The sequence below is a fragment of the Sphingomonas sp. GW821-FHT04B01 genome (genome assembly GCF_059420425.1).
This window is the reverse complement of record NZ_JBWKTR010000002.1, coordinates 86612-107926: the sequence shown is the minus strand read 5'-3', so window position 1 is coordinate 107926 and position 21315 is coordinate 86612. Positions and strand designations below refer to the sequence as shown.

The following is a 21315-nucleotide window of genomic DNA, read 5'->3' as shown; positions in this document are numbered from 1 at the left end:
CATGGCCGGGCCGCGACTGCCGGATACCCGCATCCGGAATGGCCGGATGCGTTACCAAGCAGGAGACGTATCATGAAAATGACCAACCTCAAGCTCTTCGCCGCCTCCGCCGCATTGGCGATGGCATTCGCCGGCACCGCTCATGCCCAGGACGTTGAAGGCGGCACCAGCGATCGCGACAACAATCGCGTTGGGGTAAGCTCGGCGTTCGGCCCGTCGCACCCAACCGCCGGCAAGGCCGGACTGAGCGCCAAGGCAACGGGGATCAACAATTTCGTCGCCTTTCAGGACCTGAAGGGCAACGGCTCAACCGACCTGAACGGCGTGACGACGATCAACAATCCGACTACCGGCCCCGACGATCATCGCAACCTCGGCCTGTTCCACTTCGCGCAAGTCGGCAACGATGACGTCTGGTTCGGCGAGTGGAGCAGCAATGCCAGCTCGGGCAGCACCGATCATACGGTCTATTATGCCGGCACCACGACCGGCACGACCGTGCCGACCAGCGGCTCGGCGACCTATGCGGTCCGGGGCATCAGCGACTATGCCAACAAGGGTCTGCTGACCGGCACCTTCACCGCCAACTTCGCGTCAGGCTCGTCGGGCACGCTGACCGGCGGCATCGCTAACAGCGCGTCGGGGTATGGGGTGAACATCGGCACCGCCGCAATCGACGGCGTGACCTTCTCCGGTTCCAGTGCGTCAGCAACCCAGTCCGGGACCACGGTTGCTTCGGGCGGTGCGGTCAAAGGCCAATTCTACGGCACCAACGCCGCAGCGCTGGCTGGTATCGCCACCTTCGGTTCGGCGCGCCAGTATGACGCGGCCTTCGGTGGCACGAAGAACTGATCCGATGCGTCGGGGGACGGGGGCCGTCATGGCCTCCGTCCTTGCCCCGCGGGGCGTCGGCATCGCCGGCGCCCTGTTGGCCGCCGCCTGCCCCTCGCCCGCGCTTGCCCAGCAGGCCGGCAGCGGCGACACGCGCCTGCGCCTTGACCAGACCGTCGAGCAGCGCAAGGCCGAGGCCGAAACGCGGGTGCGCGACCAGACCGAGCGGCTCGATCCGACCAGCGTCGAGATCGACGGCACCACCTATGCCGTCGGCCGCAACGCCAGCGACACGGGCGCGGCGCTCTACGTCTCGATCATGCGGCGACGCTGGGCGGACGTGCGTCGCTTCCTCGCCGCCTATCGCGCCCTCCCCGGTCACGAGGACGGGCTCGTCCTCTACGCCGAAGGCGGCCTCGCGCGCGAAGCGGGCGACATGGCGGGCGCGGAGCGCGCCTATCGCGCGCTCGTCGCGGCGCAGCCCGATTTCCTGCCCGGCCGGCTCGAACTGGCCCGCGTGCTGTTCCTCGACCGCCGCGATCGCGAGGCGGCGCAAGCCTTCGCCGACGTGCGCGGCGCGCTGCTCGCGCAGGGCGACAAGGCGGCGGGCGTGGTGCGGACGGTCGACACCTTTCTCGCCGCCCTGCGCAAACGGCGCGGCGTGCAGGGCATGGTGTCGTTCGGCCCCGAATACAGCTCCAATCTCAACCAGTCGTCGGCGAGCTATACCTGCCTGATCCCCGGCGCCTCGGGCGATTGCCTGTTCGACCGCAAGGTGCCCGATCCGATCGCCGCGCGCGGGATCAATATCGAGGGCAATGCCACGCTGCGCCTGCCGCTCGCCGGCCATGACGGGATCGGCGGCCGGGCACTCGCCTTCGGCGATCTCTTCCCCGGCCACGGCCGCTACAGCCAGACCGCGCTGTCGCTGTACGCGGGCTACGACCGCCGCACCGCCGCTACCGGGCTGGTCCTCGCCCCCTCGTTCGATCTCGGCACGCTGGGGGGCCAGCGGCTCTACGATGCCTGGGGTCTGCACGGCGAATATAGCCGCGGGTTCGGGTCGCGCACGCTCGTCCGGGTCGAGGGCAATTGGCGCGACTATCGCTACCGGCGCGACGGTTATCGCGATTACGACGGGCGGCAGGCGGATGCGTGGCTGACCGGCTTCCTCACGCTGCCGCACGGCTGGACGGTGTTCGGCGGGCCGGATCTGCTCGACAAGCGCGCCGGCGATCGGGTCAACGCCTATCGCCAATATGGCGCGCGGCTCGGGCTCGACCGGACGATCGGCGCGGCGGTCGACCTGCTGCTGACCGCCTCGCTCCGCCGCCGCGATTATGGTGGCTTCAGCCCGCTGCTCGACGCCAAACGCCGCGACGTCGAGCGGAATTACACGATGCTCGCGCGCCTCCCCGGCGCGAAGGTCGCGGGCCTCAGCCCCAGCCTGCTCGTCCAGCACAGCCGCGTCGGCAGCAATGTCGACTGGCTCTATTCCTACCGGCGCACCAGCGTCAGCCTGAGGATGGATCATGTCTTCTGACCTAGCATTCGCGCGGGCGCCGATGGCGACCGGCTGGCCCACCGCCTCCTATGCCGCGCGGCGTCGGCATGGCGAGAATTTGCTCGGGCTCGGCGGCACGGCGCTGGTCTATGTCGTGCTGGCGGCGATCGCGCTCTGGCACTGGACGGCCCCTTCCACGGCACCGAGCAGTCGGCCGGCGCCCGCACTGGCCGTCTTCGACGTCCCCCCCGCCGCACAAGACGCGTCCGCGACCGCACAGGCGACCACGCCGGCGCAGGAGATGCCGCGCCGGACCGAGACGCCGCCGCCGACGCCGCCGGTGCCGGTGCCGCTCGTCCAGCTCCCCGCCCCGCATCCCGCGCCGGCCGAACCCGCGACGCCCGCGCTGCCCCGCCCGCAGGGGCACAGCGACCAGCCCGCCGACGCCACCACCCCGGCAAGCGCCGCTCCTGCCGCCGCGCAACCCACATCGGGGCGAACCGCCGCGGCGGAGCGCGCGGCGCGAGCCAATTGGCAGGGCGATATCCTCGCGCATCTCCGGCCGCTGCTGCGCTATCCCCGTGTCGCCGAACGCGACGGGCAGCAGGGCGTGGCGCTGGTTGCGATCGGCGTCGATCGTCAGGGCATCGTCCGTTCGGCGCGGATCGTGCGCGGCAGCGGCTATCCGTTGCTCGATGGCGAAGCGCTGGCGACCATCAGGCGCGGCTCGCCCCTGCCCGCGCCGACGCCCGATATTCCGGGCGATCCGGTCTCGGTCGAACTGCCGATCCAGTTCAGCCTGCGGGGCTGACCCCATCGTTCACGTGCGATGGATTTGTCTGAATTAGCCATAGCTCAAGCGCGGTCATCCACGCGCCACGCCGCCGATGGTGAGGCCGGATAGCAGCCGCCCCAGCGGCATGACGAGCCCAACCTAGCTGTTCCGCGCGGGACATGACCGCCCGATCTCCGTACGTTAGCTCGCATAGGCCGCTCGCTTCACATGGATCAGCCCGAACGGGCCCTTCTGCGACATTTTTACCAATGCTTTCCAACATTCGCCTGTAAATTCATATTTGTCGTATAAATGCGTTTTCCAGTGGATTAGGCGGCGCCCCGAGACGTTCGCGACGGGCCGAGCACGACGTCTGCAAGTCAGGCGCGGCGGTATCGCCGCGGCCGGATCGGCTGGAGAGAGAATGATGACGGGTTCGATGGTGCGCACGCGCTTGGGTCGCGACAAGGGCTTCCACGCGACGGTATCGCTGCTGGCGATCGCTCTGGCCGGCTCGGCCGCACAGGCGCAGACGGCGCCACCGCAGGACGGCCCCGCCCCCGTCGCAGCGGCCGAAGCGCAGCAGAACAGCGGCACCGCCGCCCCGAGCGGCGATCAGGGACAGGCCGTCGACCCCAGCCCCACCACGCCTTCGGCCGGCGATGACATCGTTGTCACGGGTGTCCGCGCCAGCCTTCAGTCGGCGCAGAACATCAAGCGCAACGCGGCGCAGATCGTCGATTCGATTGTCGCGGAAGACATCGGCAAGCTGCCCGACCGCAATATCGCCGAGGCCTTGCAGCGCATCTCCGGCGTCCAGATCCAGCGCGCGTTCGGCGAGGGCAGTTCGGTCGCGATCCGCGGCCTGACCCAGGTCCGCACCGAGCTCAACGGCCGCGACATCTTCACTGCCAGCGGATCGAGCAACTCGCTCAGCCTGGAGGACGTGCCGTCCGAGCTGCTCGCCGGCATCGACGTCTACAAGAACCCGTCGGCGGACCTGATCGAGGACCAGCTCAGCGGCACGATCAACTTCCGCACCCGCAAGCCGTTCGACTTCGACGGCGCCAAGGCGTCCGCGTCCGTGACCAACACCTATTACGATCTCGCACGCCGGAGCAAGCCGGCAGCGTCGCTGCTGCTCAGCGATCGCTGGTCGACCGGCATCGGCGAGATCGGCATCCTCGCCAGCGCCTCCTATCAGAAAACCGCCTTCCGCCAGGATACGATCTCGACCGAGCCGTTCTACACGCTCGATCCGACCAACGCCGGCGATGCCGCGACGCTGGCGACGCTCGGCCGCACCGGCCAGACGACGACGCTGCCGCACGGCACCGGCATCGGCGAAGTGCCCGGCGACCGCCGCCGCTTCGGCGTCGACGTCTCGCTGCAGTGGCGGCCGTCCGACACGCTGGAGTTCACCGGCGAATATTTCCGCAACGATTACAAGCTGCGCTCCTACGGCTACAGCTATTTCGCCTATACCAGCGGCGTCGCGATCACGCCGCAGGCGGGTGCGCCCTTCACTTATGCGCCCAACGGCGATTTCCAGAGCGGCACCTTCGTCGACGTGCCGATCGGCAACAACACCTCGATCGGCGCGCGCCATTCGGTGACCACCGATTATTCGCTCAACGCCAAATGGCGGCCGACACCCAATCTGACGATCACCGCCGACGGCCAGTACGTCGACTCGAAGACGAACAATCTCAATTCGATCGTCGGCCTGAGCGGCACCGCGACGACGCTGACCCAGGATATCCGCGGCGACATCCCGTCGTTCCAGATCACCTCGGCGGCGGGGCTCGCCAGCCCGGCGACCTACAGCAACGGCTTCTACCTCGACAATCTCAACAATTCGAAGGGCACCGACAAGGTCGGCCGGCTCGACGGCGAATATCACTTCGACGGCGGCATCCTCAGCTCGATCAAGGCCGGCATCCGCTACGCCGATCGCCGCAACCGCACCAACGATACCGGCTATCGCTACACTGGGCTGACCGGACCGGCGGGCAATCTCCGCTACGTCGACCTCGGCGACTTCTTCCGTGGCGACGCAAATCTGTTCGGCGACATCCAGGCCTTCTCGCTGCCGACGGTGCTGAACTACGATGCGACGCGGGCGACGCTCGGCATCACCTCGACGCCGACCTTCCAGCCCAGCGGCACCAATACGCAGGCGCAGAAGACCTATACGGGCTATATGGCCGCCTTCTTCAAGGCGGACGCGCTGCCGGTGCCGATCGACGGCAACGTCGGCGTCCGCGTCGTCCGCACCAAGGTGGCGGTGACCGGCTTCTATCAGCAGATCGACCTGATCACGGCGCCGGACGGCACGCAGCAGACCGCCGCGCCGACCTTCACGGTGAACGACCAGAGCAACGATTACACGTCGGTGCTGCCGAGCCTCAACCTGCGCGCGCATCTCACCGAGCGGCTGCAATTGCGGTTCGCCGCATCGAAGAACATCTCGCGCCCGAACTTCAACCAGCTCAACCCGACGCTGACGATCACCGAGCCCGGCACCGCGCAGATCGACCAGCAGCATACCACCTCGACCGGCAATCCCTTCCTCAAGCCGATGCGGTCGAGCAACCTCGACGCCTCGCTCGAATGGTATTTCGCGCGCACCGGCTCGGTGAGCGTCGCCGGTTTCTACAAGAACATCTCCAACTACATCCAGACGGTGATCGTGCCGCGTAGCGTCACCTTCACCGACGGCGTCACCGCGCTCTACGACGTGACGACCTACGACAACGCCAGCAAGGCCAAGGTGAAGGGCGCGGAGATCGCCTATCAGCAGTTCTTCGACTTCCTCCCCGGCGCGCTGAGCGGCCTCGGCATGCAGGCGAACTTCACCTACGTCGACTCCGAGGCGCCGAGCCCGGCCAGCCAGGGGCCGGTGACGCAATTGCCGCTGGAGGGCCTGTCAAAATACAATTACAATCTGGTCGGCATCTACGAACATGGCCTGATCTCCGCACGCGTCGCTTACAATTGGCGCAACAAGTTCCTGGTGACGACCTCGGCCAACGGCACGGGCAATCTGCCCATCTTCCAGAAGTCGTCCGGGCAGCTCGACGCGTCGATCACCGCCAACGTGACGCCGCATCTGTCGCTGACGCTCAACGGCACCAATCTCACCAATACGGTGCGGTCGACCTATTACGGCATCACGACCCGCCCGCGCGATTCGATCATGAGCGACCGGCAGATCGCCGGCGTCGCGCGCATTACCTTCTGACCGTCGATGGCGCCGGACCGTCGTGTCCGGCGCAGATTATCGCGTCACGCCTGCCGTCACGCGCGTCATCGCCAGCGCGGCGAGCAGCAATGCGCTGGCGGCGAAGGCGAGCGTCCAGATCGGCTCGGTCGGGAAGAAATGCTTGGTGATCGAGCCCATCACCGTCGCGACCAGCAACTGCGGCACGACGACGAAGACGTTGAACAATCCCATATAGATGCCGAGCTTGCGCTGCGGCAGGCTGGAGGCGAGGATCGCATAGGGCATGGCGAGGATCGACGCCCAGGCGATGCCGATGCCGATCTCGCTCGCCAGCAGCCATCTCGGATCGGTGACGACGAAGAAGCTCGCGAAGCCCGCCGCGCCGCACAGCAGCCCGACGATATGCGTGCGCGCCTGCCCGATCCGCCGCGCCAGCAGCGGCAGCAGCGTCAGCGCCGCCACCGCAGCGATGCCGTTATAGGCGGCGAACAGCACGTCGACCCAATTGGCCCCGGCCTGATAGAGCGGGCTGCGCGCGTCGGGCGCGCCGTAGAAGGCGCCGGCGACGATCGGCGTGGTGTTGATCCACATGATGAACAACGCCGACCAGCTGAAGAATTGCGCCACCGCCAGCCGCTTCATCAGCACCGGCATGCCGCCGAAATCGCCGACGATATGGCCGAGCATGTCGACCGGCCGACCGCCCCGCGCGCGCAGGATGGCGAGAATGCTCGCCAGTCCATAAGCGATCAGCAGGCCGCCGAGCAGATACACTTCCTTTTCGAGGCCCAGCACCGCGACGCCGGCGACGACGATCGCGCCCGCCGCGATCCACACGCCGCTGCCGGTCAGGCGCCGCGCGGCGAGCGTGCGCGTCACATGCTCCTGATCCTCGGCATCGGCCTCGCCGTGGAATGCCGCCATCTCCGCAGGCGAATATTCGCGGGTGGTCAGCACCGTCCACAGCACTGCGAGGAACAGCGCCGCGCCGCCGAACCAGAAGGCGAAGCGCACCGTATCGGGGATGCCGCCGCCCGCCGCGACGTTCGACACGCCGAGATGTTCGAGCAGCCACGGGAAGATCGACCCGAACACTGCGCCCGCGCCAATGAAGGCGGTCTGCACCGCATAGCCGGCGGCATGCTGGTCCTTGTCGAGCATGTCGCCGACGAAGGCGCGGAACGGCTCCATCGAGACGTTGAGCGACGCATCGAGCAGCCAGAGCAGCAAGGCCGCCATCAGCAGCCCCGGACTCTCGGGCATCAGCAGCAGCGCGATCGCGGCGAGGATCGCGCCGGCGAGGAAATAGGGCCGCCGCCGGCCGAGGCGGCCGAGCCAGGTGCGGTCGCTGAGATGGCCGATCACCGGCTGCACCAGCAACCCGGTGAGCGGTGCCGCGACCCACAGCGCCGGCAGATCGTCGAGGCTGGTGCCGAGCGACTGGAAGATGCGGCTCATGTTCGCGTTCTGGAGCGCGAAGCCGATCTGGATGCCGGAGAAGCCGAACGAGATGTTCCAGAGACCCGCCCAGCTCTGCCGCGGCCGTGCGACGGCGGTCACGCGGCGCGCCGGTGGATCGCGGGGACATGAGGTAGGGTCGATGCTGGCCTCGCACGCTCTCGCACCCCGCCGTCACCCCGGCCCTGCGCCGGGGTCCCGCTTCTTTTTCTTCGGCGCCAGAAAGCGGGATGCCGGATCAAGTCCGGCATGACGAACGATGTGGAAACCGCCGCGACACCCGATCGGCCATAGGCGATGCCGCGGCTGTACGGGGCCGGGCAACCGGCCTCGCCAAACCTCCCGTCCCCCCGGTGAGCAACGCTTTCCGCGCCTGCGGACCGGTGGATGCCGAAACAAGTCCGGCATGACGGCGTGGGTTCGGCAACGATCGCGCGCCTCGGCCCCCGGCGGATCACCGCCGCCGCGCCTTGCCGGCGGCGACGAAGCGGATCGCCTGTCCGCCGCCCGGCGCCAGCGCGAGCGACAGCGTGTCGCCCTTCTTCACGCTGCGCTTCTCGATCGCGATCGCATGGCGCGCCGACGTCCGGTAATCCGCGCCCGCGCCGTCGCGATACACTTCTGCGGTATAGCTACGCCCGGAATCAAGGAAGTTAAGGGCGACGGTGAGCATGCGCGGCGCCTCGTTGGTGATGCTGCCGAGATACCAATCTTCGCCGGCGCGGTCCTTGCGCGCCACCGTCACGTACTCGCCGACCTCGCCGTTGAGCACGCGCGTCTCCGACCAGTCGACCGGCACGTCGCGGATGAACTGGAAGGCGTCCATATGCTTGGCGTAATTCTCGGGCGTGTCCGCCGCCATCGTCACCGGCGAATAGATCACGACGTACAGCGCGAGCTGCTTCGCCTCGGTCGACAGCAACGGGCTGCCGCCCGATCCTTCGAGGCTCAGCACGCCGGGGGTGAAGTCCATCGGGCCGCCGAGCCATTGCGTGAAGAACATATTGGCTTCGTGGTTCGGCGGGTTTTTGCCCGGCCAAGCGTTATATTCCATCCCGCGGCCACCCTCGCGGCTCAGCCAGTTGGGATAGGTGCGGCGCAGGCCGGTGTCCTTGATCGGCTCGTGGCTGTCGATGCCGACCTTGTATTTGGCGGCGGTCTGGACGACGCGCAGATAGTGGTTCGCCATCCACTGGCCCTCGTGCCATTCGCGCTTCTTGGTGCCGTCGGCATCGACGCGCTCGATCTGGCCGGCGTCGGTGACATAGCCGGTCTTGATGACCGGAATGCCGTGGTCGCGCGCATAGGAGAAGGCGCGGTCGAGCTGCGCGTCGTAATGGCTCGCCGAACCGCCGGTCTCGTTATGGCCGACCAGATAGACACCCTTCGCCTTGGCGTAGCGGTACAGTTCCGCCGCGTCGAAATCGGGGGTCGGCTGGTCGAACTGCATGTCGTTGCCATTGCCGAACCAGTCGCCGTTCCAGCCGACGTTCCAGCCCTCGACGAGCACGCCGGGGATGCGATTGGCGGCGGCGAAGTCGATATAGGTCTTGACGTTGGCGGTGGTCGCGCCGTGCTTCGGGCCGGTTGCCCAGGTCCAGTCGCCCTTGATCATGTTCCACCACACGCCGACGAACTTGCCGGGCTTGATCCAGCTGACGTCGCCGAGCTTGTTCGGCTCGTTGAGGTTGAGCTCGAGGTGGCTCATGTACAGGCCGGGCGCATCGTCGGACAGGATCACCGTCCGCCACGGCGAAGCGAAGGGCGCGGTCCGCACGACCTTGGGCGCGCCGGCGCCGGGGGTCAGCGCCGCCTTGAACGTATTGCCCTCGCTACGCGCCAGATTCATCGCGGCATAATCGATCAGCGCCGCCTCATGCACCGCGGCGTGCGTGCCGTCGGCCAGCTTGACCGTCATCACCGTCTGCGCGGTGCCGACCGCGTCGAGCGGGGTCTTCTCGTAGAGATATTCCTCGCGATTCCACTGGAGCGCGGGCTTCCACCACGCCGTGCCGTTCTGCGCGAAGGCGAATTCGGTCAGCTCGTCGGCGATATTCGCCTGATGCAGATTGGGCTGGTCGGGGAAACTGTAGCGGAAGCCGATGCCGTCGTCGAAGATGCGGAAGGTGACGTCCATCTCACGCTTCAGCCCGGTCTTCTCGCGGAAGCGGAGGGCAAGCTCGTTATGCCGATCGCGGATCGTCTTCCATTCGCCGAACGGCTGCGTCCAGCTACTGTCCGCCGACGCGGTCGTCTTGCCGATCAGTTCGAGGTTGCGCTCGATCTTGGGTGCGTCGGTGAACATGACGCCGAGCTTGCTGGGGTTGAGCACCGGCTTGCCCTTGCGCGTCACCGCGTAGGTCGGGCGGCCGTCGTTATCGAGCGCGATCGTCACCACCAATGATTTGTCGGGCGAGGTCGCGGTCGCCGCCGGCTGGGCAGCGACGGTCGGGATCTGGGCGACGCCATTGGCGTCGGTCTGCGCGATCGCCGTGCTCGTCAGCAGCGCCAGCGCGAGGGCGCCCCCGATCGTGTAATGCTTCATCATGCCTCTCCCATTTTGGTGGCGATCAGTGCGCCATATCCGTCGAAATGCCAGCCCTGTGTCGCGTTTTCGACGACCGGCCGCCACGCATCGGGCTGCTCGGGCGCCCAGCGCTGCGGCTCGGGCGACAGGTTGAAGACGCAGAGCATCGTCTCGTCCGATGCGCGGCGTTCGATCGCGAGCATCGCCGCGTCCGCCGCGACGACGCGAATGTCGCCGGTCAGCAGCGCGGGATGCCGCTTGCGCAGCGCCAGCGTCTCGCGCGTCCAGTGCAGCAGGGCATGCGGATCGCGCTCCTGCCGGTCGACCGCCAGCGCGGCATGATCGGCACCGACCGGCAGCCACGGCCGGGCGGTCGAGAAGCCCAGATTGGCGGCATCGCTGCGCCACGCCATCGGCGTACGCGCGCCGTCGCGCGACAGCGTCTGCGGCCAGTTGGCGATCGCCTCCGGATCCTGCAGATCCTCGAACGGCACCGCGACCTGGGTCAGGCCGAGTTCCTCGCCATAATAAAGGAAGATATTGCCGCGCAGGCTGGCCAGCAGCAGCATCTTCATGCGCGCGAAGGCACTGGGATCGCCCTGCCCCGCCCAGCGCGAAATCGCCCGCGGCGCATCGTGGTTCTCGAACGCCCAGCTCGGCCAGCCGACGCCGTCCTGCTCGGGCCATTTGTCGATCGCCTCCGCGACGATCCCCGGCGTCAGTGTCGGCGCATAGAGGAAGTCGAAGCCATAAGCGCTGTGCAGGCGGCGCCCTTCCGCGGTGAACAGCTTCATCTCGCGATCGCTGTCCGCACCGCCGACCTCGGCGACGGTGAAGCGCGCGTCATAGCTGTCGAACAAAGCCCGCACGCGCTCCAGAAAGCCGGGAATGGCGTCGTGGCTCTGATTGTATTTGTGCAGCTGGAAATCGAACGGGCGGGTGCGCGGAATGCCGTCGTCGAGCGGCGCGGGCGGATTGTCGCGTAGATCGGGGTCGAACATCATGAAGTTGATCGCGTCGATACGGAAGCCGTCGACGCCGCGCTCCAGCCAGAAGCGGGCGACGTCGAGGAAGGCCTGTTGCACCGCCGGATGGTGGCCGTTGACCTGCGGCTGCTCCTTCAGGAAATTGTGCATGTAATATTGGCCGCGGCGCGCGTCCCACGTCCAGGCCGGACCGCCGAACACCGATTGCCAATTGTTGGGCGGCGACCCCTCGGGCTGCGGATCGCGCCAGACGTACCAGTCGGCCTTGGGATTGTCGCGGCTCGACCGGCTCTCGACGAACCAGGGATGCTGGTCGCTGGTATGCGCCCAGACCTGATCGACGATCACCTTGAGACCCAGTGCATGCGCGCGCACGACCAATGCGTCGAAATCGGCGATCGTGCCGAAGATCGGATCGACGTCGCAATAGTCCGACACGTCATAGCCGAAATCGGCCATCGGCGAGCGGAAGAAGGGCGACAGCCAGATCGCCTCGACGCCCAGGCTGGCGACGTGATCGAGATGCGCGGTGATGCCCGGCAGGTCGCCGATGCCGTCGCCGTTGGAGTCCGCGAAACTGCGCGGATAGATCTGGTAGATGGTCGCGCCGTGCCACCACGGGCGGTCAGTCAGGGTCATTGGGTCGCCTTCAGGGCACAGACGGCATAGCCGAGGGGAGGAAGCGTGATCGTCAGGCTGCCGGGCGCGGCGACCGCACCGCAGCCGCTGCCGGAGAGCGTGGTCGCGCCGGTCGCGCCGATGCCGACCTCGACCTGACGGGTGAGCGGCGTCGTCGCGGTGTTGAAGGCGAGCAGCACCTCCGCGCCGCTGTCCGGATCGAATCGCGAGATGGCGAGCAGGCCCGGCGTCTCCTCTCGTGCGCGCAGCTGCTGGCGACCGCGGGTGAGCGCCGGGGTGGCCAGACGCAGCTTCGCCAGCGCGGCGGTTTGCCGGAACAGCGGATTGTCCTGCCCGAAATGCGCCGTCGCGTTGGTGGTGTCGGTGCCGAGCAGGCGGTTGTCGTTATAGACCGCGACCTTGCTTGCGAACATGTCCTCGCGCGCATCCTGATCGTTGCCGTCGCTGACGAACCCCTGTTCGTCGCCCGAATAGATCGTCGGTACGCCGCGCAGCGTCAGCAGCATCGCGTTGGACAGCATGACGCGCGCCATCACCTCGGCGTCGCTCGCCTGCGGGAAGGCCTTGCGGACGAAGGTCGAGAAGCGGCCGTCGTCGTGATTGCCGGTGAAGGTCGGCAATTGCACCGCGGTGTCGAAGCCCTTGGCATAGAGCGCATCGCCGTCGAACAGAGCCTCGAACGCGTCGGTGCCGCGGGTACCGGCGACCGTCTCGACCACCGCCTGCCGGAAGGAGAAGTCGAGCACCGCGGGCAGTTTGTCGACGATCGTATGCTGCGCGAGCACCGCCGGCCGCACCTCGTGATCCGACACCTCGCCGAAGATGTGGAAATTGGGAATGCCCTTCGCCTTCGCGCGCGCCTGCATGGCGGGGACGAATTCGGTCCAGAACTCCGGGTTGACGTGGCGCGCGGTGTCGATGCGAAAGCCGTCGATCCCGAACCGGTCGATCCAGCCGCCGAAGATGTCGATCATCCCCGCGACGACCTTGGGGTTTTCGGTCATCAGATCGTCGAGGCCGACGAAATCACCCATCGTCGAACTCTCGTTGCGATAGGTCGTGTCGCCGCGATTGTGGTAGAGCGTGACGTCGTTGAGCCATGCCGGCACCTTCACCGCCTTTTCGGCGGCGGGGACGAAGGGCGTATAGGCATAGGCCGGATCGGTCAGGCGCGCGAAATTCTCCGGCGTGCGGACGTCGTCGCCGGCGAAACCCGGATTGATCGGCTTGCCGTTGATGCCGAGCCGGCGCTGATAGGGATAATCGGCGCGGCTGCGGTACGGGCATTCGCGCTTTGCCTGGCATTCGCGATACTGGATCACGTCGGCGGTGTGGTTGATGATGATGTCCATATAGACCTTCATCCCGCGCGCATGCGCCGCCGCGACCAAAGCGGCGAAATCGGCGTTGGTGCCGAGATGCGGATCGACCTGCGTGAAGTCGGTGATCCAATAGCCGTGATAGCCCGCCGATTGCTGGCCGGCGCCGCCCTGTACCGGCTTGTTCTTGAAGATCGGCCCGACCCACAGGGCCGTCGCACCGAGCGACTGGATATAGTCGAGCCGCCGCGTCAGCCCCTTGAGGTCGCCGCCGTGATAGAAGCCTTTCGCCGTCGGATCGAAGCCGGTGACGAGCGGCCCGCCCTTCAGGCCGCCGCGATCGTTGGCGGTGTCGCCATTCTCGAACCGGTCGGGGAGCAGGAAATAGATCACCTCGTCCTGCGGCAACCGCGCGCGATAATCGGCGGTCTGCGCGGACACGGCGGGGGCCGCGAACAGCAGCGCGAGCGCGGTCGCGGTTCGTGTGGCGAGCTTCAGCATGCATCCCCCGGCATCGTCGTGCGCCCGATCCATCGCCGGCCGCATCCGGGGCCGTTGTGCGGACGCAGGCGCGCCAAGCCAAGCATAGGGCATACGTATTCACTGACGCTATCCCGCCCCGTCGCACTGATGTAGATTGCCCTCATGGCCGTGAAGAGCAGAGGACGGGGACCGGGCGGAGCGAGCGACAAGCCGACCTCCTTCGACATCGCCGCACGCGCCGGCGTGTCGCAGCCGACCGTCAGCCGCGCGCTGCGCGGCGACCGCACGGTGAGCGCGGCGACGCGGATGCGGATCGAGGCGATCGCCCGACAGCTCAACTACAAGGTCGACAAGAACGCCTCGTCGCTGCGCCGCGGCCAGAGCATGACGCTGGCGCTGCTGTTCTTCGAGGACCCGCTCGACGACGGCAGCTTCATCAACCCCTTCTTCCTGTCGATGCTGGGCTCGATCCTGCGCACCTGCGCGGCGCGCGGCTATGATCTGCTCAGCTCGTTCCAGCAGCTCTCCGCCGACTGGCACACCGATTACGAGGACAGCCGCAAGGCGGACGGGATCATCCTGCTCGGCTATGGCGATTACGAACTGTACAAGGCGCGGCTGGAGGCGCTGGTCGCGCAGGGGACGCATTTCGTGCGCTGGGGCTCGGTCGACAGCCACAATCTCGGCGTGACGATCGGCTGCGACAATATCGCGGGCGGGCGGATCGCCGCCGAGCATCTGGTCGACCGCGGCCGCCGCCGGATCGGCTTCATCGGCCATGCGGACGATCATTATCCCGAATTCCGCGACCGCTATCGCGGGCTGTGCGCCGTGTTGCGCACGCACGGCCTGCCGGTCGATCCCGGTCTGCACGCCGATGCGCTGACCGTCGAACAATCAGGCTATGAGGCGACGAAGCGGTTGCTGGCGCGCGACATTCCGTTCGACGCGCTGTTCGCGGCCTCCGACATCATCGCGCTCGGCGCGATGCGCGCGCTGACCGAGGCGGGACGGCGCGTGCCCGAGGATGTCGCGATCGTCGGCTTCGACGACATCCCCGCCGCCGCGACGACGCAGCCGCCGCTGACGACGATCGCGCAGGACTATCGCCGCGCGGGCGAGGTGCTGGTCGACACCTTGCTGCGCCGCATCGCCGACGAACCGACCGATACGGCGCTGTTGCAGCCGCGGCTGATCGTGCGGGGATCGACGTAAGCATCCATACCGTTGGTGCTGAGCCTGTCGAAGCACCGTGAGACTCACCTGCCCTTCGACAGGCTCAGGGCGAACGGGGGGAAGGGGCGTTCTCGCCCGGACGTTCATGCCTTTTCAAACCCGGCAAAGAATAGTTCGCGCAGAGACGCAGAGACGCAGAGACGCAAAGGGGGAGCGCCTGCCGCGTCCGCGGCCCGTCATTTCACGCCATGAGGTAGACAGGACCACGCACTGCCCCGAGCGCGACACCTTCGCGTCTCTGCGTCTCTGCGCGAACAAAAACCTTCCTTACAGTCACCGCGCCTTGCAATGTTGGTCGATAAACGCCGCGTGCGTCGGCATCGCGCCCGCCTCGCGACGGTAGAGCAGCTCCAGCGTCTCCATATACTCGCCGAGGTCGCCGTCGTCGATCTGGCCGGCGAGCGGGTGATGCGCGCGTGCCGCCACCCCCTGCCCGGCCAGCACCTGGAGCCAGCCGTCCTCGGTGAACAATTCTTCCTGTTCGCGGACGATCGTCCCCGCCTCCTGCCAGAGCGCGATCTTGGCGCGCAGCGTGTCGGGCAGGTCCGTCGCCCGGCATGCTTGCCAAAAGGGTTCGGCGCGGCCGTTCGCCCAATAATGGAGGATCAGGAAGTCGCGGATGCGCTCAATCTCGATCCCGGTCTGGCGATTGTATTCGTCGCGCAAGGCGGGGGCGACGGGCAGCGCGGGCAGGAGCTTGATCAGCCGCGCGATCGCCGACTGGATGAGGTGGATGCTGGTCGATTCGAGCGGTTCGAGGAAGCCGCTCGCCAGCCCCATCGCGACGACATTGTGGCTCCAGGCGCGCTTGCGGCGGCCGGTGACGAAGCGGAGCTGGCGCGGATCGCCCTGCGTCTCGCCCTCGATGTTTGCGAGCAGCGTGTCGGCCGCGGCCTCGTCGCTGGTGAAGGCGCTGCAATAGACGTGGCCGTTGCCGGTGCGATGCTGGAGCGGGATGCGCCATTGCCAGCCCGCCTCGCGCGCGATCGCACGGGTATAGGGCAAGGGCGCGCCGACATTGGCGCTCGGCACCGCGATCGCGCGGTCGCAGGGCAGCCAATGGCGCCAGTCGTCGTAACCCGTTGCGAGCGCCCCCTCGATCAGCAGGCCGCGGAAACCGGTGCAATCGAGGAACAGGTCGCCAGCGACACGCTCGCCGGAGTCGAGCGTCAGCGCAGCGACGTCGCCGGTCAGGGCATCGCGTTCGACGCCGACGATCCTCCCCTCGGTCCGCTCGACGCCGCGATTGACCGCGAACCGGCGGAGGTAGGCGGCATAGAGGCCCGCATCGAAATGGAAGGCATAAGGCATCGCCGGGATCGTCGCCGCGGTGAGCGGCCCGCCGCGGTGCATCCGTCCGGCCCGCGCCGCGACCTCGTTGAGGCAATAAGCGTCGAGCGGCTTGGCGCGGCCGAGGCGGCGGGCGCGCAGCCAGTAATGCTGGAAGGCGATCAGCCCGACGTCGCGGCCGACGTCGCCGAAGGCGTGCATGTAGCTATGGCCGGGCTCGCGCCAGCCGTCGAAGGCGATGCCGAGCTTGAACGTGCCGCCGGTGGCACGCAGGAAGGCATCCTCGTCGAGGCCGAGCGCCTGATTGAACAGGCGGATCTGCGGGATCGTCGCCTCGCCGACGCCAACCGTACCGATGTCGTCTGATTCGATCAGGCGGATGCGATAGCCGGTCTCGAGAAACCCACCCAGCGCCGCCGCCGCCATCCAGCCGGCGGTGCCGCCGCCGGCGATCACGATCGTGGTGACGGATGCTGTCATGCCCTTGGCCTATCGACAAAAAGGGCTGCCGTCACAAGACGACAGCCCAAGGTTCCGGGGAGGAATGGAGGTCGGCGTCAGAATTTGTAGGTGACGCCGATATAGTAATCGCGGCCATAGCGCTGGTAGTCGATCACCTGGCGCGGATCGTCGTTCTGATAGGTGATGAACGGACGATCGGTGAGGTTCTTCGCCTGCGCGAGGATCGAGAAGCCGCGGAGGAAGCCCTCCTGGAATTCATAACCGATTTGCGCGTCGAGGATCGCTTCCGACTTGGCGGTGCGATAGGTCGGCGACGCCGAGAGGCCGGCGACCTCGGCGAGGAAGTCCGAGCGATAACGGTAGTTGGCGCGCGCCTGGAAGCCCCATTTCTCGAAGTAGATCGTGCCGCTGCCGGTCCATTTCGACAGGCCGGGCAAGGTGATCGCCCGCGTCGGGTTGCTGGCGAACTTGATCGTCGACTGCGTGTAATTGCCGCTCGCGAAGATGCCGAAGCCGTCGAGCGCGCTGGTGATCGCCTTGAACGGCAGCGAGATGGTCGCCTCGACGCCGAGCACCTCGCCGCGACCGGTGTTGGCCGGGGCGCTGACGTTGCCGATCGTCTGGCCGGCGGCGATGACCTGCGCCTGCTGCGCCGCGGTCAGCGCCGGCAGCAGCGCCGAGAAGTCATAGGCATAGCTGTTGTTCGGATCGACGAAGTCGGTGAGGTGCTTGAAATAGCCCGACAGCGCGACATAGCCGCCGGCGTCGAAATATTTCTCCAGCGACAGGTCGATGTTGGTCGACTGATAGGGTCGCAGCGCGACGTTGCCGCCGGTCGAGCTGAACACCGGGAACAGCCCGGCCGGGGTACGACCGATGTTGGTGAGGTTGATCCCCACGTCCTGCGTGACGCGCTCCTGATCGAGGCGCGGACGCACCATCGTCTGCGACGCGCCGAGCTTGACGTAGCCATTGTCGACCAGCTCGACCGAGAAGGTCGCCGAGGGCAGGACGTTGGTGTATTTTTCGGTCTGGTCGGCCGGGGCGACGGTAACGACGCCGTTGACGACGCTGGCGATCTGGCCGACCGATCGCTGTTCGGAGCGGACCACCTGCACGCCGAGCGCCCCCTTCACCGCCTTGCCGCCGAGGTCGCCGTCGAGGCTCAGCTTGGCATAGCCGGTATAGACGTCCTCGATGACGCGATTGTCGCGGACCAGCGACGACGGCCGGTTGTCATAGGCGGCGTTGAGCGCATTGTTGTACACGTAGAGCGGGTCGTAGGTCAGCATCGCCGGGACGCCGAGATAATCGAGCGGGATGTTGGTACCGAGCAACGCCTCGGTCGGCACCGCGGCGCTGGTCGGCGTGCCGCTCGCGACGGTGCAGCCGGTGCCGGCGCCCCGCGGGCAGAGGAAATAGGAAGTATAGGCGCTGGTCTTCTCGCGCCGGCTGTAATTGCCGCCGACCTCCCAGCTGCGCACGAGGCTGCCCTCGAACTCGCCGTTGAGGCTGGCGCGGAGCGACTTGAGATCGTCCTTGAACTTGGGCTGGTTGAGGAAGCCCGACTGGACCACCGCCTGCGTGCCGTTGTTGCCCCAGCCCTGCGGATCGGTGAGGCGCAGGATGTTGGTGTTGGTGTAATCGAGCGTCGGCACGATCCGGTAGGTGCCGTTGGCATTCTGCGTGACCGTCACCGTGTCGGCGACGCCGCTCTTGGCGAAGCCGGTGCCGGTGTTGGTCTCGAGCAGGAAGTCGGTGCGCGTCGCGCGGCTCCAGCTCGCGTCGACGTTGAAGTGCAGGCGCTCGCCGAGCTTGATGTCGTTGTTCCAGCCCAGCGACAGATTCTCCGCCTTGCGCTGGTTATAATCGTTGCGCTGAACCGCGAAGACGTTGCTGAACGTCGTCGTCGTCGCGAAGCCGTTGTTGACGGTGATGCCGCTGCGCACCGGATCGGAGAAGCCGAGCGGGAATTCGATGCCGCGCAGCCGCTGCGTTTCCTCGAAATTGGAATAGAGCGCGTCGAAGGTCGAGTGGAACACCTCGGACGGCTGCCATTCGATCGTGCCGACCGCGCCGTAGCGCTTCAACTCGTTCGACTGGACATAGGGCTTGGCGCCGCCGAGGATGTACGGATCGGCGGCGGTGCCGGTGCCCGGATAGCCCCAGGCATTGTAGCGCTCGTCCTGCGACGGCGTCTGCGTCCCCGATACGCCGATCGCGATGCCGAGCGTGTCGCCCGCGAATTTGTCGATATAGGTCGCCGAGGCGCGATAGCCGTAGCGCGACGAATCCGGATTGAGATTGTCGATGCCGTTCATCTGGCCGCGGGCGTTGATCGCGAAGACGCGGCCCGATTGTTCGAGCGGACGCAGCATGCGCAGGTCGACGGTGCCCGAGATGCCAGCTGCGATCAGCGATGCGTCGGCGGACTTGTAGACGTTGACGTTGCGGAAGAATTCCGACGGATACTGGTCATATTCGACGCCGCGGTTGTCGCCGACGGTCACCTGTTCGCGGCCGTTGAGCAGCGTCGTCGAGAAATCGGGGCCGAGGCCGCGGATCGACAGGCGCTGGTCGCGCCCCTCGAGCCGCTGCGCAGTGACGCCGGGCAGACGCGCGAGCGAATCGGCGATCGAGACGTCGGGCAGCTTGCCGACGTCCTCGGCCGAGACGCTGTCGACGATCAGCGTCGAGTTGCGCTTGATCTTCGCCGAATTGGCGAGGCTGGCGCGGATGCCGGTGACGACGATCTCGCCATTGTCGGTGGCTGCGTCCTCGACGGTCTGCGTCTGTGCCGCCTCCTGATTGGGGGTCGGCTCAGCGGCGGGGGCCGGCGCCTGCACCGTCGCCGCGGCGGGCGGATTGGCGGTGGGCGACTGCGGGTTGGGCGCTTCCTGCGCGAAGGCGGCACCGCCGGTGACCAGCAGCACGCTGGCGATGGCGACGGTGCTGGAGCACAGCGCGATACGAGCGCGGCGCGTGTATAGAGACTCGGTCTGGGACACGAAGAAATCCTCCCCCTGGTGGCGTCATGCCCCCACCCGCTCCATCGCGGATGATCAGCTGACTGGTTGCCCGGCTTGTGAACGCGGGGGGATTAGGAGCCAAGTCGGCCACATACGTATTCACGGAGCGGCAGGCGCTCCGTGCTTTTCGTGCAACGTCAGGCCACTAGTGCGTGGCGTCGAGGAAGGTGTTGACGGTGAGCCGGCCGGTCGCCGGATCGGGATCGAAGGCGAGGTCCACCGGCAAATCGGCGCAGTGCAGCGTGTTCGACCGATAGAGGATCGCGCGATTGAACCGCCCCTCGTGCACCGCCAGCCGCTCGAACAACGGCGTGTCGCCCGCGATATACCCGGCCGCGGGCAGGCCGTCGCGCCGCAGGTCGGTGTCGAGCGCGGCGCGATACGGGTCGAGCCGCGTCGCGTCGATCGACTCGAAACCGGTGCTGCGATGCCGGTAGAAGGCGGTGCCGCTACGCTCGTCCGGCGACAGATAATGGAGCAGCGCGAGCCGCGTCGGCGAGACTTCGTCGAAATGCGGCAGGCGCTGGATCGGCGCGAGCGCCGCCGGCGGCGTGGTGACGATGGAATAGAAGGCATCGGCGATCGCCAGCCCGCCGACGCCGAACGCCGCCTGTGCGACGGGCTCGAGCCGGGCGAGCAGATCGCGCAGCATTCGCGGCGAGACCGGGGCGCGGATGCCGGGATAATGCGGCCCGATCGGCGCGAACGACAGGAAGGCGGCATCGTCGCGGAAGCGCGCGGCATCGGCGAAACCGTCGATGACGACGACGGGCTGCGCCTCGGCGCCGTGGTGGGTGATCGAAACCGTCCAGTCCATCGCCGGGGATGTCGGGCATGACGGCGAAGAATGCAATCGCGGGACCCGCAAGGGCTCATATCTGCACTTCCGCTAATGCGTCGGAACATCTATGATGAAGAGGCGACGGGATCAACGGAGGCGATGCCATGACGGAGCCGGTCTACACCCTGTACGACGTTCGCGATTACCCGATCGTGCGCTTCGTCGGCGAGGCGACGGAAGGCTATGCGACGCGCTGGTGCGCGGAAATGGATCGGTTGCTCGCCGATGGCGGGCGGTTCGTGCTGATCTATCCGCCGCGCCGCCAGGAGGAGGCACATGCCGACCGCGTCGCCCGCGGCCAGTGGCTCAAACACAATAAGACGGCCTTGGCCGAGCGCTGCCTCGCGGTGATCGCGATCGAGCCCGATGCCGCGCGGCGGGCGGAGATGGAGGCGATGTACCCCAATCTCGTCAAGGCGTTCGGTACGCCGCAGGCCGTACGCGCCACGGCTGCCGAGGCTGAACGGCTCGCGCGCCAGCTCCTGGCCGGCGGCGGGCCGGCGGACGAGGTATGAACGCAGCGCCGCTGGACGAGGATAAAGGATCATGGTCGATGTTAGCGGACGGGTCCACGGGGCGATCCACAATGCCGGCTGGGTCGCTTATGAGCCGATCGCGGGGATCCGCGAGGCGGCATTCGACCGGATGATGGCGATCGCGGTCAAGGCGTCGCTGTAGCAGGCGCGGTCGGCGGCCAAGCCGCCGTGGA

The 21315-nt window shown here is 67.2% G+C and carries 14 protein-coding genes; 7 read left to right on the top strand and 7 right to left on the bottom strand.

The window, feature by feature from the left end:
- Positions 1-72 precede the first annotated feature (72 nt).
- The 4 genes from AC07UH_RS06790 to AC07UH_RS06775 all read left to right on the top strand — a co-directional run bounded on the left by AC07UH_RS06790 (position 73) and on the right by AC07UH_RS06775 (position 6354).
- Positions 73-852 (top strand): Slam-dependent surface lipoprotein, encoded by a 780-nt coding sequence (locus AC07UH_RS06790; RefSeq protein ID WP_495180387.1) that lies wholly within the window; start codon positions 73-75, stop codon positions 850-852.
- Between the two features lie 28 nt (positions 853-880).
- A complete protein-coding gene (locus AC07UH_RS06785) occupies positions 881-2374 on the top strand; it encodes a surface lipoprotein assembly modifier (RefSeq protein ID WP_495180388.1) in 1494 nt (497 codons plus the stop codon).
- Positions 2364-3146: an energy transducer TonB gene (locus AC07UH_RS06780; protein WP_495180389.1), complete on the top strand. Its 783-nt coding sequence runs from the start codon at positions 2364-2366 to the stop codon at positions 3144-3146. The genes AC07UH_RS06785 and AC07UH_RS06780 overlap by 11 nt, the downstream gene beginning before the upstream one ends.
- Positions 3147-3537: 391 nt before the next feature.
- Positions 3538-6354 (top strand): TonB-dependent receptor, encoded by a 2817-nt coding sequence (locus AC07UH_RS06775; RefSeq protein WP_495193941.1) that lies wholly within the window; start codon positions 3538-3540, stop codon positions 6352-6354.
- 36 nt (positions 6355-6390) lie between these two features.
- Here the strand turns inward: AC07UH_RS06775 and AC07UH_RS06770 are convergent, their stop codons facing one another.
- The 4 genes from AC07UH_RS06770 to AC07UH_RS06755 form a co-directional block, all read right to left on the bottom strand.
- Positions 6391-7896, bottom strand: a complete 1506-nt coding sequence (locus tag AC07UH_RS06770) for an MFS transporter (RefSeq protein WP_495180391.1) — start codon at positions 7894-7896, stop codon at positions 6391-6393.
- 352 nt (positions 7897-8248) lie between these two features.
- Positions 8249-10342, bottom strand: coding sequence for a glycoside hydrolase family 97 protein (locus tag AC07UH_RS06765; RefSeq protein WP_495180392.1), 2094 nt, complete (start codon positions 10340-10342; stop codon positions 8249-8251).
- Entirely contained in the window at positions 10339-11946 is a 1608-nt protein-coding gene (locus AC07UH_RS06760) for an alpha-glucosidase (protein ID WP_495180393.1), read from the bottom strand. Before AC07UH_RS06760 ends, AC07UH_RS06765 begins: the two co-directional genes overlap by 4 nt.
- A complete protein-coding gene (locus tag AC07UH_RS06755) occupies positions 11943-13766 on the bottom strand; it encodes an alpha-amylase family glycosyl hydrolase (RefSeq protein WP_495180394.1) in 1824 nt (607 codons plus the stop codon). The genes AC07UH_RS06760 and AC07UH_RS06755 overlap by 4 nt, the downstream gene beginning before the upstream one ends.
- Positions 13767-13910: 144 nt before the next feature.
- On the opposite strand from AC07UH_RS06755, the gene AC07UH_RS06750 reads away from it, so the two are divergent.
- The gene (locus AC07UH_RS06750) at positions 13911-14963 is read left to right on the top strand and encodes a LacI family DNA-binding transcriptional regulator (protein WP_495180395.1); all 1053 of its coding nucleotides are present in this window, start codon (positions 13911-13913) and stop codon (positions 14961-14963) included.
- A gap of 294 nt (positions 14964-15257) precedes the next feature.
- On the opposite strand, the gene AC07UH_RS06745 is transcribed toward AC07UH_RS06750, so the two are convergent.
- From AC07UH_RS06745 to AC07UH_RS06735, 3 genes are all read right to left on the bottom strand, one after another.
- Positions 15258-16754 (bottom strand): tryptophan halogenase family protein, encoded by a 1497-nt coding sequence (locus AC07UH_RS06745; protein ID WP_495180396.1) that lies wholly within the window; start codon positions 16752-16754, stop codon positions 15258-15260.
- Between the two features lie 77 nt (positions 16755-16831).
- Positions 16832-19744, bottom strand: a complete 2913-nt coding sequence (locus AC07UH_RS06740; RefSeq protein ID WP_495180397.1) for a TonB-dependent receptor — start codon at positions 19742-19744, stop codon at positions 16832-16834.
- A gap of 166 nt (positions 19745-19910) precedes the next feature.
- The gene (locus AC07UH_RS06735; protein ID WP_495180398.1) at positions 19911-20582 is read right to left on the bottom strand and encodes a DUF6445 family protein; all 672 of its coding nucleotides are present in this window, start codon (positions 20580-20582) and stop codon (positions 19911-19913) included.
- Between the two features lie 128 nt (positions 20583-20710).
- On the opposite strand from AC07UH_RS06735, the gene AC07UH_RS06730 reads away from it, so the two are divergent.
- Entirely contained in the window at positions 20711-21121 is a 411-nt protein-coding gene (locus AC07UH_RS06730) for a hypothetical protein (RefSeq protein WP_495180399.1), read from the top strand.
- A 31-nt stretch (positions 21122-21152) separates the two neighbouring features.
- Positions 21153-21284, top strand: coding sequence for a hypothetical protein (locus AC07UH_RS06725; protein ID WP_495180400.1), 132 nt, complete (start codon positions 21153-21155; stop codon positions 21282-21284).
- Positions 21285-21315: the final 31 nt, after the last annotated feature.

Coding starts and splice junctions, on each gene's coding strand:
- AC07UH_RS06745 (WP_495180396.1), bottom strand. CDS start 16,754: ATGACAGCATCCGTCACCACGATCGTGATCGCCGGCGGCGGCACCGCC.
- AC07UH_RS06750 (WP_495180395.1), top strand. CDS start 13,911: ATGGCCGTGAAGAGCAGAGGACGGGGACCGGGCGGAGCGAGCGACAAG.
- AC07UH_RS06780 (WP_495180389.1), top strand. CDS start 2,364: ATGTCTTCTGACCTAGCATTCGCGCGGGCGCCGATGGCGACCGGCTGG.
- AC07UH_RS06735 (WP_495180398.1), bottom strand. CDS start 20,582: ATGGACTGGACGGTTTCGATCACCCACCACGGCGCCGAGGCGCAGCCC.
- AC07UH_RS06765 (WP_495180392.1), bottom strand. CDS start 10,342: ATGATGAAGCATTACACGATCGGGGGCGCCCTCGCGCTGGCGCTGCTG.
- AC07UH_RS06785 (WP_495180388.1), top strand. CDS start 881: ATGGCCTCCGTCCTTGCCCCGCGGGGCGTCGGCATCGCCGGCGCCCTG.
- AC07UH_RS06775 (WP_495193941.1), top strand. CDS start 3,538: ATGACGGGTTCGATGGTGCGCACGCGCTTGGGTCGCGACAAGGGCTTC.
- AC07UH_RS06730 (WP_495180399.1), top strand. CDS start 20,711: ATGACGGAGCCGGTCTACACCCTGTACGACGTTCGCGATTACCCGATC.
- AC07UH_RS06755 (WP_495180394.1), bottom strand. CDS start 13,766: ATGCTGAAGCTCGCCACACGAACCGCGACCGCGCTCGCGCTGCTGTTC.
- AC07UH_RS06760 (WP_495180393.1), bottom strand. CDS start 11,946: ATGACCCTGACTGACCGCCCGTGGTGGCACGGCGCGACCATCTACCAG.
- AC07UH_RS06725 (WP_495180400.1), top strand. CDS start 21,153: ATGGTCGATGTTAGCGGACGGGTCCACGGGGCGATCCACAATGCCGGC.
- AC07UH_RS06790 (WP_495180387.1), top strand. CDS start 73: ATGAAAATGACCAACCTCAAGCTCTTCGCCGCCTCCGCCGCATTGGCG.